Annotated in this window: 18 protein-coding genes and 1 pseudogene; 2 read left to right on the forward strand and 17 right to left on the reverse strand. The window is 28.7% G+C overall.

The window, feature by feature from the left end; all coding sequences use genetic code 11:
- Window positions 1-38 precede the first annotated feature (38 nt).
- The 6 genes from LEQ07_RS03290 to LEQ07_RS03315 form a co-directional block, all read right to left on the reverse strand.
- Entirely contained in the window at window positions 39-890 is an 852-nt protein-coding gene (locus LEQ07_RS03290; RefSeq protein ID WP_332842870.1) for a L,D-transpeptidase family protein, read from the reverse strand.
- 147 nt (window positions 891-1,037) lie between these two features.
- Window positions 1,038-1,454 carry a gamma-glutamylcyclotransferase family protein gene (locus LEQ07_RS03295; RefSeq protein ID WP_263329514.1) on the reverse strand — a complete coding sequence of 139 codons (417 nt, stop codon included), beginning with the start codon at window positions 1,452-1,454 and terminating at the stop codon, window positions 1,038-1,040.
- Window positions 1,448-2,089, reverse strand: coding sequence for a pyroglutamyl-peptidase I (pcp, locus tag LEQ07_RS03300; protein ID WP_035116513.1), 642 nt, complete (start codon window positions 2,087-2,089; stop codon window positions 1,448-1,450). Before pcp ends, LEQ07_RS03295 begins: the two co-directional genes overlap by 7 nt.
- A 33-nt stretch (window positions 2,090-2,122) precedes the next feature.
- Window positions 2,123-3,055, reverse strand: a complete 933-nt coding sequence (locus LEQ07_RS03305; RefSeq protein WP_263329515.1) for a DUF979 domain-containing protein — start codon at window positions 3,053-3,055, stop codon at window positions 2,123-2,125.
- 14 nt (window positions 3,056-3,069) lie between these two features.
- Complete coding sequence (locus LEQ07_RS03310; RefSeq protein WP_263329516.1) at window positions 3,070-3,735, reverse strand: DUF969 domain-containing protein; 666 nt, start codon at window positions 3,733-3,735, stop codon at window positions 3,070-3,072.
- Between the two features lie 340 nt (window positions 3,736-4,075).
- A complete protein-coding gene (locus tag LEQ07_RS03315) occupies window positions 4,076-4,336 on the reverse strand; it encodes a hypothetical protein (RefSeq protein WP_046822033.1) in 261 nt (86 codons plus the stop codon).
- Between the two features lie 772 nt (window positions 4,337-5,108).
- Here LEQ07_RS03315 and LEQ07_RS03320 point away from each other — a divergent pair.
- Complete coding sequence (locus LEQ07_RS03320; protein ID WP_021429136.1) at window positions 5,109-5,237, forward strand: hypothetical protein; 129 nt, start codon at window positions 5,109-5,111, stop codon at window positions 5,235-5,237.
- 116 nt (window positions 5,238-5,353) lie between these two features.
- Complete coding sequence (locus tag LEQ07_RS03325) at window positions 5,354-5,692, forward strand: phage holin family protein (RefSeq protein ID WP_046822032.1); 339 nt, start codon at window positions 5,354-5,356, stop codon at window positions 5,690-5,692.
- 72 nt (window positions 5,693-5,764) lie between these two features.
- Here LEQ07_RS03325 and LEQ07_RS03330 read toward each other — a convergent pair whose 3' ends face one another.
- The 11 genes and pseudogenes from LEQ07_RS03330 to LEQ07_RS03380 form a co-directional block, all read right to left on the reverse strand.
- A complete protein-coding gene (locus LEQ07_RS03330; RefSeq protein ID WP_263329517.1) occupies window positions 5,765-6,973 on the reverse strand; it encodes a dicarboxylate/amino acid:cation symporter in 1,209 nt (402 codons plus the stop codon).
- Window positions 6,974-7,145: 172 nt separating this feature from the next.
- Window positions 7,146-8,033 carry a lysylphosphatidylglycerol synthase transmembrane domain-containing protein gene (locus LEQ07_RS03335; RefSeq protein ID WP_263329518.1) on the reverse strand — a complete coding sequence of 296 codons (888 nt, stop codon included), beginning with the start codon at window positions 8,031-8,033 and terminating at the stop codon, window positions 7,146-7,148.
- Between the two features lie 8 nt (window positions 8,034-8,041).
- Window positions 8,042-8,209 carry a hypothetical protein gene (locus tag LEQ07_RS03340; protein ID WP_263329519.1) on the reverse strand — a complete coding sequence of 56 codons (168 nt, stop codon included), beginning with the start codon at window positions 8,207-8,209 and terminating at the stop codon, window positions 8,042-8,044.
- A 176-nt stretch (window positions 8,210-8,385) separates the two neighbouring features.
- On the reverse strand, window positions 8,386-9,288 hold the full coding sequence (locus LEQ07_RS03345) for an NAD(P)/FAD-dependent oxidoreductase (protein ID WP_317852005.1): 903 nt from the start codon (window positions 9,286-9,288) through the stop codon (window positions 8,386-8,388).
- Window positions 9,279-9,716 carry a rubredoxin-like domain-containing protein gene (locus LEQ07_RS22370; RefSeq protein WP_317852006.1) on the reverse strand — a complete coding sequence of 146 codons (438 nt, stop codon included), beginning with the start codon at window positions 9,714-9,716 and terminating at the stop codon, window positions 9,279-9,281. The genes LEQ07_RS03345 and LEQ07_RS22370 overlap by 10 nt, the downstream gene beginning before the upstream one ends.
- Complete coding sequence (locus LEQ07_RS20030; RefSeq protein WP_317852007.1) at window positions 9,713-10,291, reverse strand: flavodoxin domain-containing protein; 579 nt, start codon at window positions 10,289-10,291, stop codon at window positions 9,713-9,715. The genes LEQ07_RS22370 and LEQ07_RS20030 overlap by 4 nt, the downstream gene beginning before the upstream one ends.
- A complete protein-coding gene (locus LEQ07_RS03360; protein WP_263329520.1) occupies window positions 10,264-10,911 on the reverse strand; it encodes an FprA family A-type flavoprotein in 648 nt (215 codons plus the stop codon). Before LEQ07_RS03360 ends, LEQ07_RS20030 begins: the two co-directional genes overlap by 28 nt.
- A 156-nt stretch (window positions 10,912-11,067) precedes the next feature.
- Window positions 11,068-12,219: pseudogene (locus LEQ07_RS03365) on the reverse strand (CD0519/CD1768 family membrane protein); the annotation flags it as partial.
- Between the two features lie 322 nt (window positions 12,220-12,541).
- Complete coding sequence (locus LEQ07_RS03370; protein ID WP_247013515.1) at window positions 12,542-13,366, reverse strand: carbohydrate ABC transporter permease; 825 nt, start codon at window positions 13,364-13,366, stop codon at window positions 12,542-12,544.
- Window positions 13,344-14,327 (reverse strand): carbohydrate ABC transporter permease, encoded by a 984-nt coding sequence (locus tag LEQ07_RS03375; protein ID WP_263329522.1) that lies wholly within the window; start codon window positions 14,325-14,327, stop codon window positions 13,344-13,346. Before LEQ07_RS03375 ends, LEQ07_RS03370 begins: the two co-directional genes overlap by 23 nt.
- Window positions 14,328-14,391: 64 nt before the next feature.
- The gene (locus LEQ07_RS03380; RefSeq protein WP_046822150.1) at window positions 14,392-15,690 is read right to left on the reverse strand and encodes an ABC transporter substrate-binding protein; all 1,299 of its coding nucleotides are present in this window, start codon (window positions 15,688-15,690) and stop codon (window positions 14,392-14,394) included.
- Between the last annotated feature and the right edge of the window lie 41 nt (window positions 15,691-15,731).

Below are 15,731 nucleotides of genomic sequence, written 5' to 3' on the forward strand. Positions count from 1 at the left end.
GAGTTTGAAATTTACATTTATACAACTCCCTTATATATTTAATGTATTACCACCGTAGTAGTATCTAATATATTATTATATATCCATTTAGCATTTTCGGTATCTAGCCTTATACAACCATGGCTCAAAGCTTTCCCTAACCTTCCATCTATTATATAACTTCCTGTAGAATCATACAGTACTAAATGATAATAGTATCCGTCTTTTATACGTGTTGCATATTTAACTCTATACTCATCAGTCCCAAAATACGGCTTTCTTCCATCTATATAAAAAATGCCTGTTATAGTTGGAGTGCTAGGTTTTCCAACAGTACATCTCCATTTAAACAACTGTACCCAAGAGTTATTATCTTTTTTAAAAATATAGGTATACTTATTTTTTAAATCAGTTACTAATAAATTGTTTGTAGGGCTCTTTATATTGTTTTGGTTTACAAATTTAGTCATGTCACTATAAAAATATTTATAATCTAATACATCATGTTTATTCCCATCATCGGATAAAAAGTAATTAAATACATACCCTTCTATGTCATTATATATTATATTGCTCCAGTCTCCTATATTTTCTATAACTTCTACTCTAGATTCTTTTGGTATTGTAATTATTATATTTGATTGAGTATTCGGTTCTCTTCTAAGGTTTAAGTTACTCCATGGATATTTAGTAATTGATAATAAATCATTGTGTATATATCCTATATTTGAATCATATCTTACTTTGCTCCATTCATCATAAGCTTCAATAAGTTCAACCTTAGAACCTTTAGAAATAACAGTAATAATGTCAGAACTAGTTGAGGGATCTTTTCTTAAGTTTGAGTTTTTGAGCGTATACTTATGTTGTAGAAGCATATTTATTTTTATAAAATTATTATCTATATTCAATAATAGACACATCCTTATTATATAACTTATATAATTTTATGTACTTATTTATATATAGGTGAATAGTCTCGTAAAAATTTCCTTGGTTTAAATATAAAAAAGCTATCCTAATAAATTACAAAATTTTATTAAGATAGCTTTTATTCTTTATTTATTTGACATATATTCTTTCCAGTCACCATATCCTATAGAAGTTAATACATCATCTTTATTAATTTCAGCATCTTTATTATATTCATAAAAATATGCCTTTTCTATACTTCCATCTAGAAGCGTAACATCTACTTCACGCCTATTATATTCATTGTTAAATCCATCTAACTTGTAATTCTCCATATCATCTAGTTCTTTTAGCGTTGCTTCAAAATCATTAAGTTCCATTAATTCTCCTAAAATCTTTTTATTACCTTTTACAACCGCTGGATAGCCTTTGTTGTCTAAATGATATAAATTACCATTTATATATCCTCTTTTAGAACTTTTTACTTTTCCATTTAAATATATATTGTAATTGAACATATCGCTTCTTAAACTACCATATACAAATATCTTTTTTACTAACATATTTCTCCACCTATTGCTCTTATATCTTCATTATATATAGTACATGCTTCTATTGCTAATTCAAGTCCAGTGACAATTTCATCTAAACTCATATAAGGCATGTTTTTCTTATCTATAACTTGTCCTGTCATATATGGTATATGAATAAATCCACCTTTTATGTTCGGATATTTTTTATCTATCAAATATAGTATCCCATACATTACATGATTACAAACAAAAGTTCCTGCAGTGTTTGAAACTGATGCTGGTATCCCATTTTCATTCATATGTTTTACCATACCTTTTATTGGTAGATTAGAGAAGTATGCCGGCTGTCCATCAATTTGTATAGTTTCATCAACAACTTGATTACCTTCATTATCTTTTATTCTAAAATCATCTAGGTTTATAGCTACTCTTTCTGGAGTTATATCAAATCTGCCGCCTGCTTGCCCAACTGATATTACTATATCTGGATTGTGCTTATCTATTGCCTGTTCTATAGCTTCAACTGATTTTGTTCTAACTGTAGGTATAGTCAGCTTTATAACCTCAGCTCCATTTATTTCATCTTTTATTCTTTTAACAGCTTCTTCAGCTGGATTTATAGGCTCTCCTCCAAATGGATCAAATCCTGTTATTAATATTTTCATTCCACTTTCCTCCTTTAGAATTTTACTAAATAATTAAAATGCAAATGTGTACATTACAAATATGTGTATAGCTAATAATACAATGGCAACTGGTGCCTGATATTTAATTACACTGTATTGATCTTTAGCTTCTAGTAATGCTGCTGGTACTATATTAAAGTTTGCAGCCATAGGCGTAAGTAAAGTTCCACAATACCCTGCTGTTAATGCTAAAGCTCCAACTATGGCTGGATCTGCACCTTGAGATAATACAAAAGGTATCCCTATACCTGCTGTTATAACTGAAAATGCTGCAAATGCATTACCCATTATCATAGTGAAAATCGCCATTCCTAAAACATAAGCTACTACTCCAAAGAATCTACTATCCGCTGGAACCACTCCTGATATCATATTAGATATTACATCTCCAACTCCTGCATTTGTAAATAAAACTCCAAGTGCAACAAGTAATTGAGGTAGCATACTAGTAGGTCCCATTTGTTGAAGTAATCTTGCTCCATCTTCAACTGCTTCTTTGGGTTTTGCTCTTGTGATTATAAATGCACTTATAAGTGCTACTATTGCTCCAGCTCCTATTGCAAATTGTGATGAACTAGCATATGAAGAAAGTGACATAGCTACCGCAACTGCGGCAAATGCTAATATAAGTGAAGGTAAAAATATTTTACTCTTTATTTTTTCTGATTTAGCTTGGCTAAACTCTTCAGTTGCAACTTCGTATTTTGCAAACACAACTTGCTTAGTAAGAGTTAATAAACTTAATAATACTAATATTCCTCCAATAAATGTTGCTGGTAGTACTTTTCCAAATATAAACGGTAAACTAAGTAATACCCAAAAAGCAAATGTTCCATATTTTTTATTATTATCAATTGTTTTAAGTGATTTAACACCAATGACTATCATTAAAATTCCCATTAAAACATAAAACGATTCTAGTCCTATATTTATAAAGTTTTGCACTTATGAGTCCTCCCCTATTTGTTATATTTTCTGTTTAATTTTTTATCAAATAAATAGTTTTGTAATGCAGAAATTAAAAATGCTATTACAGCCATTATTATACTAGCCTTAGCTATATCTAGTTCGCTTACTGCATATCCAAATCCAGTTAAAGTCGATGCTATTAATAATACCCCTGAACTCCCAGAGAATAAATTTTGACCATAAAAGTTTCCATAGTTTTCACTAGCTGCTGATAAAGCCTTTATAGCTTCTTCATCTTTTACATCTACATTTTTATACTTACTCTTTGCTGCTGCTTGTGCCATAGGCTCAACTAAAGGTCTAACAAATTGAGGATGTCCACTTATTCTTATTGAAAGCGCACCAGCTATTTGTCTTATTATCATATATATAGAAAATACGCCTCCTGTAGTTAACTTTCCAAGCTTTTGTATTAAATAAACAGCCCTTTGCTTTAATCCGTATCTTTCTAGTATTCCTATTACTGGCAGAGTCATTATAAATAATGATACCGCTCTATTATCTACAAACGATCGCCCCAATGTATTTAGAATATCCATAATATCCATTCCTGCCACTAATCCAGTCGCAATCCCCGCAACTAATACTGTAAATAAAGTTTCTACTTTAAACACAAATCCTAAAATGACAACTAAAATACCTATTAATTTTATCATGCTTTACTTCCTTTCTTTACTCATTAACTTTATAATGTTATTTCAAATTATATTTAAAATGAGATTTATTGTCAATCAATTTTTACATTTTTTTAAATTTTTAGATAATTTAGTTTAATTTCTTACTTTTCCCATTTAATCTATAATTAATTATATTTTATGATAAAAAATTCTTTTATTTTATATATTCAATAAATTTGAGTATAATTTTATTTATATTCAATTTAAGATTTATTATAAAAAATTATCTTATGTTGATCTTTAAGCATACAAGTTTTATTTTATTAAATAAAAAAGCTTATAAACTTTGTTGTTAAACAAAATTTATAAGCTTTAATTTTTATAACTCTTCCTCTAATTCCTTTATCTTCTTATCAAGTTCTTTTATTCTAGCTTTTAATTCATAACACTTATTATCTACCTTCATAGCTGAAGTGTAGTTCATTTCATTGCTATGATATTTCCTCCACAATTCTTCATATTTATTATGATGTTTATTAAATTCTTTTTCTAAACACTCTCTTTCACTTTTTAGTTCACTTATTTGTTCTTGTAGTTTCTTTTTGTTGGTTTTAAAAAAATCGAAAAAAAACATATCCATATTTCCCTTCTATCTATAATTAAGTTTATAACATTTTAACTTTATGTTACTTTTTATTTACTCCATTTACATTATATTATTAATACATCTAATATTATACCTGTTTATTGTACTATATTACAATAAATTTAATTATATATATACCCTTTTGGATAATTCTTCTAAACATTTATTTCTTTATATTTCATATAAGTTCCATCTATAAAGATAATTCCTTCCTCAGTTGTTTTTGCTAAATTGATAAAACTTTCTATAAGAGAATATAATCCGTCTATTGTCATTTAAATCAATGCTAAATACATAGCTCTATTATAATATGATTCTGTATGAAAAATATTTACCGTATAATTATTACCTTCTACTATTAGATTTAAAAATGCTATTTTGCAGACATACATAAAATAATTTTACATACAATTCCAAGGTTATTCAATTTTATCATCTCCAAATATTCCCTTAGCTTTTATTATATCAATAATTCCTTAATTATTCCTTAACAATATTGTCATTTATTTTTATTTAAATTAGGGTATATTAATAAATATTAAAATATAAAGGATGTGTTTTTATGATTATAAATATTAGTAATCCAGCTAAAAAAGAACTAAATAATATTTTTGAATCTTATAATTTAGATGTTAAGTATCTAAGAGTATACATAAAAGAAGTAAGTGGATGATATGGTCCTGTTTTTAGCGTAGCTCTGGATGAGCCTACAGAAAATGATACAATCTTTGAATGTGATGATTTTAAAATTATTATAAACAATGATTTGTGTAATAAAATAAATGTAATTAACATTTTTTATAAATCAGCTTTATCTAGTGATATATTTAGAGTTTCTACAGATTTATTATGGAAAGAAGAATATTATGAAGCTCCATGGGCTAAACCATGGTAATATAATTTTAGGTCTAAATTTTACATAAAATGTGTAATTTATTTTTTTATGGGAATATATTATTATATATTAAGCTTTAATAAATTAGTAAATTTTATTGAAAAGGAGTTTTTACTATGAAAAAAGTATCTTTATTTATAGTAGTTAATGCTATATCTTTATATATAGTATCATTATTAATGAGCAGTGTTTCTATAACATCTTTTAGCTCTTTACTTATACTAACAGTCATTTTTGGTGTTTTAAACTTAACAATTAAACCTTTGCTTCAATTTTTCTCACTACCTATAACATTTTTAACATTAGGTTTATTTTCATTAGTAATAAATGCACTTGTTTTAAAATTAGCTTTTAGTATAGTCCCAGGAGTACACTTATATGGATTTGTTAGTGCTATAGGTGCTTCTATATTATTATCTATTGCAAATACAATTATATATAATGTACTTGATTAAATAGAGTATATTTATTATAAAAAAGAGTTACCTCTAAATAGAGATAACTCTTTTTATTAAGTATTCACTTCTTTATATTATTTTCTTTTTCTCTTTTAACAGATTTATGTTTATTTCATCTATTACTACAGCTATTGCGTTATCTCCTGATATATTAGCTGCAGTACCAAAACTATCTTGAGTTATATATAGTGCTATCATTAAACTTGCAAGTCCACCATCTGATGGTATTCCTACCATAGGTAAAAATGGAAGCGCACTCATTATAGCCCCACCTGGTGCCCCTGGTGCTGCAACCATAGCAACTCCTAGCATCAATAAATATGGTAATACTATAGCTAAACTATAATTCATTTGATTCATCATTAAAACAGCAACTGTAAATGAAGTTACTGATATTATACTTCCAGATAAGTGAATAGTTGCACAAAGAGGTACAACAAATTCTCTTATTTGTTTAGATACTCCATTTTTTTCTGCACACACTACATTTACAGGTATAGTAGCTGCTGATGATTGAGTTCCAACTGCTGTTAAATATCCTGGTATTTGATTTTTTAGTAATTGAATTGGATTCTTTTTAGTGTATGCTCCAGCAAGAGCAAATTGGAAACATATATATATAATATGAAGTGGTATTACAATTAAGTATACCTTACCAAATATTTTTAGTATGTCCCATACTTGTCCCGCAAAAGTTATATTAGCAAAAGTTCCTGCTATATAAAGAGGTAGTAAAGGTATTATTATTTTAGATAAAGTAGATTTTATTATTTCTTGAAAATCCATTGCTATGTTAAATAATCCTTCTCCTCTGCCACGACCTCTAAGAGCTGAAATTCCAAGACCCATCATGAATGCGAAAACTATTGCAGCTGTTACATCTAGCATTGGTTTTAATGGTATAGTAAATATTGGTGAAAGCATACCTGAATTTGGGTCTACTACACTCTCAGCTACACCAGCGTTTATAAAATTAGGGAAAATAGTTATTGCAACTGTATATGCAAGCAATCCAGCTATTATTGTAGAACAATATGCTATACCAGTTGTTATTCCCAATAGCTTCCCTGCCCCTGAAGTTAATTCAGCTATACCAGCTGTAACAAATCCTAAAATTATAAATGGTATTACAAACTGTAAAAATGCAGCAAATAAACCACTTATAGTAACTAAAATTTCAACTACTTCTTTTGAAGCATAATTACCTATAATAATACCAAGTATTATTGCTATTATCAATTTTGGTACTAGTCCTATTTTTTTCTTTGCTTTTGTCAAAATAATTCCTCCCCTTATGAATAAATTTTATGATAAAAACATTTTCCCCTTTAATTTAAATTGTATACATTTAGACACAAAAAGTCAAGATAGTTGTAAAAAGTAATATTTTTGTGAAATTTATGTAAAATAAAAGGTATGCCGTTTCTACGGTATACCTTTTATAATAATATTAAGCTGCATATTCTTTATTTTTTCTTTTAATTTTCTTACTTTTTCGGTCCATATTATGATGAGTTATCATTGTAAATATTCCACTGCCTACTAGTACTGCGTAGTATACAAATCCTCCATATAAGAAAATTGCATACCCCATAAGAGGTTGTGGAAACACACTTTTAAATATTGCAAAGAATGCTAGTTCACTTGCTCCTGCGTTACCTGGAGTTGGAATAGGGGATATAGCCATATATAAGAATGCTTGTAATGTAAGCATATATATATATGTATATCCACTTAAATTAAATGCTTTATATATCCAAAATGATATACTAAAGTATACACTTAACTGAACTACAGTTATCAAAAGCGTTGACACAAGCGCTTTTCTATTCCTTATAAATAAATTAACAGACTTACTATACTCATCTGCAAAACGCTCTACTTTCTCCACTTTTCCTTCTAAAAATTTAAATACTTTAAATTTAACCAAAAAGTTTATAACATATTTAGATACTTTCTTAATTAATTCAGGATTATATATAACCATCATAGAAACTATTAGTGTAAATGCATTCATTGAAATACCTATTAATATTAAAGGCATTACACCCCTTAATTCCTTTAGTATCGCTGTATTTAAAAGGACTAGTACAGAACAATATACTGTAACTACAACTTGATATATTATAGATTTATTCATTATAACTGCAGTTGCTTTGCTAGCTGGCATCTTGCATTTGTTTAATACATATATTTGCATAGGTTGACTCCCTGATGCAAATGGTGTTATCAAATTATAATAAAATCCCATAGTTGCTAATTTAAAACCTATAAATCTTGTCTGAACTTTATGAATGCTATCTATTACTATTTTTAAAACTACACCCTCTAATAACATGTGTGTAATCACTGCACACATCCCAAAAATATAAACTTCTTATCTACCATATCTACAACTTCATGAAGCATATCTATGTCTAAAGTTCTATAAACTAAGTAACTTGTTATTCCTAATATAAATACCAAAAAGCCATATTGTAATATATTTTTATTTAATGTCTTTTTATTTTTCATAGGAAACCTCCATCCCCTTTAATTTGACACTACCTATTATACAATACATTTAGTTTTTATGGTATTAATTATTTCTTACTTTTTGTAATAAAAAAAGAAAAAGATCCATCCGTATTTATCTATATACTTTATAAGTAAGTATTATAGATTGTGCGGAAATGAATCTTTTTAATTAATTATAATAAGTTTTCACTTAAAACTTTATTAAAATTAGCTTTTTCTTCTATTAGATTTATAATGTTTACATTTTTACTTAAATCATTTATACATACAGCGCCTACTAATACATCATCTTTAAAGAATAGTTTTTTATAAACATCTTTTTTGTTTAATGTTATAAAACTATCTACATCATTTATATTTCCTATACTAAACACTTTTGTTTCAAATACATCTAACCCTACTGGGTAGTTTTCTACTTTAAATTCAATTTTATCTCCGCATGCATTTGCGCCTGCAACTTTTCCCATGTCTATAGCTGCCGGCCATATAGCCCATATCATAGAATCAATTTCAGCTACATCTCCACATGCATATATTTCTTTTGATGAAGTTTTCATATGCTTATCTACAACTATACCTCTGTTAACTTCTATATTAGTGTTGTTAATAATTTGAATATTAGGTCTAACCCCTATAGAAAATACTACCATATCCACATCAATAGAACTTCCATCTTTAAATACAGCTTTAGATACTTTTTTATCGCCTTCTAGAAAATCAATGAATTTGCCTAACATTAGGTTTAATCCATTTTCTTTTAATATATTTTCTAGAACGACACTTCCATCTTTATCTAGTTGCTTAGTTAATAAATTTGGCATAGCTTCTACTACTGTAACTTCTTTTTGCGCTAGCTTCATTTCATATGCAGCTTCAAGACCTAACAACCCTCCACCTATGACTAAAATATTTTTTGCTTTTTCTAAATTCATCTTTATTTTATCTAAATCATTTTTATTTCTTAAAGTATACACTCCATCTAAATTATTCCCATTTATCGGTGGTATAAAGTTAGAACTACCATTTGCAATTATTAACTTATCATAATTTATACTTGAATTATTATCTAAAATAATTTTTTATTTTCTTCATCTATTGTTTCTACATTGATTCCTAGTAAAACTTCTATATTATTTTTTTCGTACCATTCTTTACCTTCAATATAAAAATCCTCTTTTTTAATTTCTTCATTTATAAAATCAGAAAGAGCTGGTCTATAATAACTTAACTCTTCTTCATTACTTAAAAGAGCTATTTTAGCTGTTTTATTTCTTTTTCTAATAGAGTCTGCTGCATAAAAACCTGCTGCCCCATTACCTACAATTACAAACTTGTCATCTGTGTTATTCTGATAATTTATATTTTCTTCTATAACCTCTATAAATTGATCATGTTTTGCCCCACATACCGGACATACATCTGGAGCTTCTTCTCCATCAAATACTTCATTACATATTACACATTTCCATTTTTTAGTTCCTTCTTTTTTAGTATTTGCATCTATAGTTTTTCAATAAATTTCTTTCCTAGTAATTGAGCTTCATATAAATCTACCTCACTAGGTTTAAAATTAACAACTAATGGATCTATAGTTTTCATTCTTAGTTGTTTTAACCTATCCATAACATTTGGTATTCCTTCACCACTCCATCCAAATGAACCAAAACATGACGCAACTTTATTTCCATGAACAATAGGATTTAAACTAACAAGAATATCCCAAATAGGCTTCAATGCATCACCATTTATTGTTGGAGTTCCAAATAAAACTCCTTGTGAGTAAGTTATAGAATTTATTATTTCATCTATATTATGATTTATAACATCATAAATTTTAACATTATAATCGCTATGCTCTTCAATTCCTTTTTTAATGTTTTCAGCTAATTCACCTGTATATCCATAAGCACTTACATAACATATAGTTATATCTTTATTTGTAACTATTATCTCATCTCTACTCCATTTTTCATATATATCAACTATTTTCCTAGGATTATCAACTAATACAGGTCCATGCCCTGGGCATATTATATCTAACTTTAAGTCTTTTATTTTTCTATAGCTTTTAATATATATGGCTTAAAAGGCCCCATAATACAATCGTAATAATATCTTAGAGCTTCCATATAGTGTTCTTCATTATCTATTTTAGTATTAACCACGCCTTCACAGCTATAATGACTTCCAAATGAGTCACAAGTTACCAATACATTGTCCTCTTTAATGTACGTGTATATAGTGTCTGGCCAATGAAGAAGTGGAACTGAATAAAACTTTAAAGTCTTATTTTCTATTTTAATTTCATCATTATCATTTACAACTATATATTCAAATTCACTATTTACAATTTCTTTTAAATAATTAACAGCATTTTGAGATGCTATAATTTTAGCTTTCGGAGAAAGTTTCAATATTTTCTCTACGCTACCTGCATGATCTGGTTCTGTGTGACTAACTACAATATAATCTATATTTCTTAAATCTACATTTAAATCTTCAAGTCTAGCTAAGTAACTATCAAAATGTTTAACTTTTACAGTTTCAAATAAAACCGTTTTCTTTTCCGTTTTTAAAACATATGAATTATAAGTTGTTCCATATGGTGTATACATTATTATGTCAAATACCCTTAAATCAGGATCTAAAGATCCTACCCAGTATAAATCATTCTTTAATTTAAGCGATTTCAATTCCATGTATATTCCTCCAATATATGTTTGTTTATTATTTAACTCCTATTATTTTTATACCTTTTATTAATTAGTTTAAACATATAATTAGTATATTTTTACAATCTTATTTCCATACATAAAAAAGAGCATCTTAAAAAGATACTCTTTTGTGTTCTTTATCTAAAATAAAAGCATATATATAAAGTGAGCAGACATACCTGCTAATAACCCACCTATAGTATGCGAAATTATTGCTTTACTAGTAAGTTCTCTTGCATCTAATGCATCCATCATACCTACATGAGTACTTAAATACCCACTCCAGCACATTCCCATAGCTGTAAATACTGCTATATCGTTAGGTGTTACAACCCCTTCACTTATAAATCTTGGAACTAAACTCATAGCAGCTCCAACAGCTCCTAATGAAGTTATTGGGAATGCCATCGCTTGAGGATCTGTAAATCCAAATAAAGGTCCTAATATAAACATTAACTTATCACCTAATGCTGGTAGTAGCGCTATACCTTCATAAGCAGCACCTGTATAAACTTCAGCTCCTGTTTTAGCATCTATTGTTGGTCCAAATGTTAATAGCATAACTAAAGTACATACAACTAATACTCCTGGGATTATAGCCATCCCTAACTCAACACCATTTTTACCGCCTTCTAACATAGAGTCAAGTACTCTTTGGAATAAACTTCCTTCTCTTATTTCTCTATACTCCATAGCTTCTACTTTTCCATCAGCTTTAACTTCGCTCTTTGGATCGTAGTTATAATATTTTTTAGTAAATGTAAGCATTATTCTAACACTTATTATACTTCCTATTATTGCACCTATATTTCCTACTAATGCAGCTGATACAAACTCAGACCCCTGAGTCATCATAAAAGTCGTAACTATAAGACCCATACCAAAAGATGTTCCTAAGTTACATAAAGCAGGAACTTGATACTGCTTAAAGTACTTGGTAAAACTCTTATCATTAGCAAATGCTATTATAGCTGGATTGTCTGATAGATAAGTTGTTACTGCTCCTGCTATACTTGCTCCTGGTAAGTTATATAGTGGTTTCATAAATATTGCAAAAACTTTATTTAAAAGTGATATTACTCCAAACTCTGAAAGTAGTGCACTCAATGCACCTGCAAGCACAGCTAGTGCCATTATTAAAAATACAGTGTTTAGTAACAAATCGTGAGCTGTGTTCATAATAGTTTTGAACATCAACCCTGCACCCATTTTACTTCCTACAAATCCAAACCCTGCTAATAAAATCCCTATAAAAACAAAAGTTTCTAAACTTACTGCTTTTACCTTCTTTTTCCACCAGAAACCTCCGTGGCGACAACGCTTTCCTCTAAATTTGTAATCTCCATTGTATTCCCTCCTTAGTATTTTGTGGATATCATTAAAACAAATATTAAAATTTAATTTTATTTTCGTTTTAATTTTAACAATTAAGACAAATAAAATATATTGATTATATAAATTATACTATATATATCTATATATTTCAACTTTTTCGAATTGTTTAATATTTCGTTTATTTTCAGAATAGTAAAAACAGGGTAAGTTTCAAACAATTACCCTGTTTTTATTTTTTAATATACATATATAATTGTACTGGTTTTGTCATAATTCCGGATTATTCTTTTCCTGCAGAAACAGCTATACTGGATATAAATTTCTTTTGGAATATACTAAATACAACAACCATAGGAATTATAGACAGTACCGCACCCGCCATCATTCTAGGATAATGTGTACCATATTGTCCTACAAAAACCCTAAGCCCTGCTGCTAGTGTCAATTTTTCAGGAGTTGAGTTTACAATTAGTGGCCATAAGAAACTGTTCCAAGCCCCTAATCCTCCAAGTATAGCCACAGTCCCTAAAGCTGGTCTAACAATTGGAACCATTAATTTGAAAAATATTGTAAATTGAGATGCTCCATCTATTATTGCAGCCTCCTCCATGTCTCTAGGTATAGACTTAAAATGTTGTCGTAATAAAAACGTATAATATATACTAAATATTCCAGGTAATACTATCGCTGTTAATGTATTTAAAAGTCCCATATCTTGTATTATTTGATATTGTGGAATCAAATACATCTGACCAGGTACCATCATAGCTGCCATAAGAATTAAAAATATAGCTTCTTTAAATTTAAAATCTAATCTTGCAAATGCGTATGCTGCTGGTGTTACTATAATTAACTGTAATACTACAGATGCTATTGTTACTATTATTGTATTGAAATAATACTGAGCAAAAGGAAATTCTTTAAATATTTGAGTATAGTTCTCAGTTCTTACAGATTCAGGGAATATTTTAGGCGGAATAGCTTCTGCTTCTGCCAATGTTTTAATAGATGTTAAAATCATCCATATAAAAGGTAATGCAATAAATCCTGCCATAAGTATAAGCCCTATGTGAGTTAAAATCTTAGCACTTCTTTTCGTTTCCATACTTTTCCCCCCTAATCTTATTCATCTGAATAATGAACCCATTTTTTTGCAACTTAAATTGTATTAATGTTACTGCCATTATGATTAAGAATAAGATTACAGCTACAGCAGATGCATACCCCTTATCACCTAATGTAAACCCTAAATCATAGAAATATCTTGTCATAGTTATTGTGGATTCATAAGCTGGACTTCCTTGTTTTATAAGCATGAACACAACATCAAATAATTGGAAAGATCCAATTAAAGACCATATAACAATAAAAAATATACTTGGGGTTAAAAGTGGGATAGTTATATGAGTAAATTGTTTAAATGACGAAGCTCCATCTATAGATGCTGCTTCATAATAAGATTCAGGTATTGATTGAAGCCCACCTAAGAAAATCATTATCTTGTATCCTAAACCACTCCATATAATGAATACTATTATTACTACTCTAGCTAAGTTTGGATCTGTAAACCATAATTTTCCCTCTAATCCTATAGCTTCTAAAAATTGGTTAACAAGTCCAAATCTTGAGTTAAACATCCATTGAAATACTAATGTTGATGCAGATGCCATAGTCACAACAGGTAAGAAATATATAGTTCTATAAATTCCTTTTCCTTTTATGTTTTTGTTAAGTAGGTTTGCTATGCAAATAGATATAATTACCATAGGAGGCACAGTCACTACCACATATAAAAAAGTATTCCCTACAGCTTTATAAAACAACGGATCCTTAAACAGCCTTAAAAAGTTTTCAGATCCTACAAAGTTCCATCCTCCAAATGCATTTAAATCTGTTAAGCTATAAAATAAATTTAGTATAAATGGTATAAAGTTAAATACTAAAACCCCTATTAAAAGTGGCATTATAAACATATATCCAGTTAAGTTGCGCTTTAGGTTTTTCTTTTTTTTAGCTTTTAATTTATCTAAATTGCTGGGCTTTTCATTATATACCTCTGCTTGCAATTAAAATCCCCCTTTTATCTATTCTAAGAGGATGTCTAAAACATAGACACCCTCTAAAAAATCCCTATTTTTTCTCTTTATCTAATATAGATTGCATTTCTTTTTGTGCGTTTTCAAGTGCTTGATCTAAACTTATTTCATCTTGCATAAATTTAGTTATATTATCAACTATAGCTTTATCCCATTTTGAAGTTTCAAAACTATTAGGAAGTGGCATAGCATTTTCTGCTACATTAGATATAACCGAAGTATCTATCCCTGTTTTTTCTTTCATTATTTTACCAAATAAATCTTGAACATTTTTATGAGCTTGAGGAACTAAAGCTAATTCAGTATATTTTTTCATCGACTCTTCACTTGACATGTAGTTGATAAAATCAAAAGCTTCTTCAGGATGTTTAGAGTTTGAGGATATTACATTTCCTAAACCATGTATTACAGTTTTAGATTTATTTCCTTCTTTTATAGTAGGTATTTCATATAATTTAAAGTTTCCTGCAACTTGTGCTTGTTCTTTATCTGAGTATGGTAATAGTCCGTATGACCCCATTTGTAAAACTAAAGCTTTTTCAGATTTAAATAATGTTCCAGCTGTAACTTCTAATGTTATATCATATGGACTATGTAAGTCACTTTTTACTAAATCATAATACTTTTTAAATCCTTCTTTAGTTTCAGGTGTTGTTAACATAGCTTTAGTCTTATCATCACTTATTACCTTACCTCCCGCTGAAGCAACTTCATTAAATACGCCTGACTGTGTACTTTCTGTTGCATAAGAAGTAAAAGGATATATATCTTTTGGCAATTTTGATTTAGCATCTGTCAACCAAGCTATCATCTCATCCCAATTCCAATTTTCCTTAGGCTCAGGAATTCCGTATTCTTCCATAAGCTTTGTATTAACCATTAAAATATTGTTATCCCAGAATGTAGGAATTCCATACTGATCTCCTTTATAACTGTATAAACTACTTAAACTTTCCAAATATTGGCTCATATCAACATTTTTATCTTTTATATAGTCTTTCATATTAACTAACATTCCATTGTCAGCATACTTATTAAAATTAACAGCATTCATCCAATATATATCAGGAGCTGACCCCCCAGCTGCTGCTGTTTCCATTTTAGTCCAATAGTCTGCAAATGAATATTGTTCTACCTTAATGTCTACATTTGGATTTTCTTTTTCATACCCATCTATCAAAGTTTCTACAGCTTCCATATGAGTTTTATCCCATATAGCATATCTTAGTTCAACTTTCCCATCAGCACTATTTCCTCCAGTAGAACTACATCCCGTTAGCCCTAGCACTACAGATAAAACTGCTCCTGTTATAATTCCCCTTTTTAAAAACATATCAAATCCCCTTCCCACAAATTAAACTAATCAAATATTTT

Source organism: Paraclostridium sp. AKS73, assembly GCF_025671395.1.
Taxonomy (GTDB): Bacteria; Bacillota; Clostridia; order Peptostreptococcales; family Peptostreptococcaceae; genus Paraclostridium; species Paraclostridium benzoelyticum.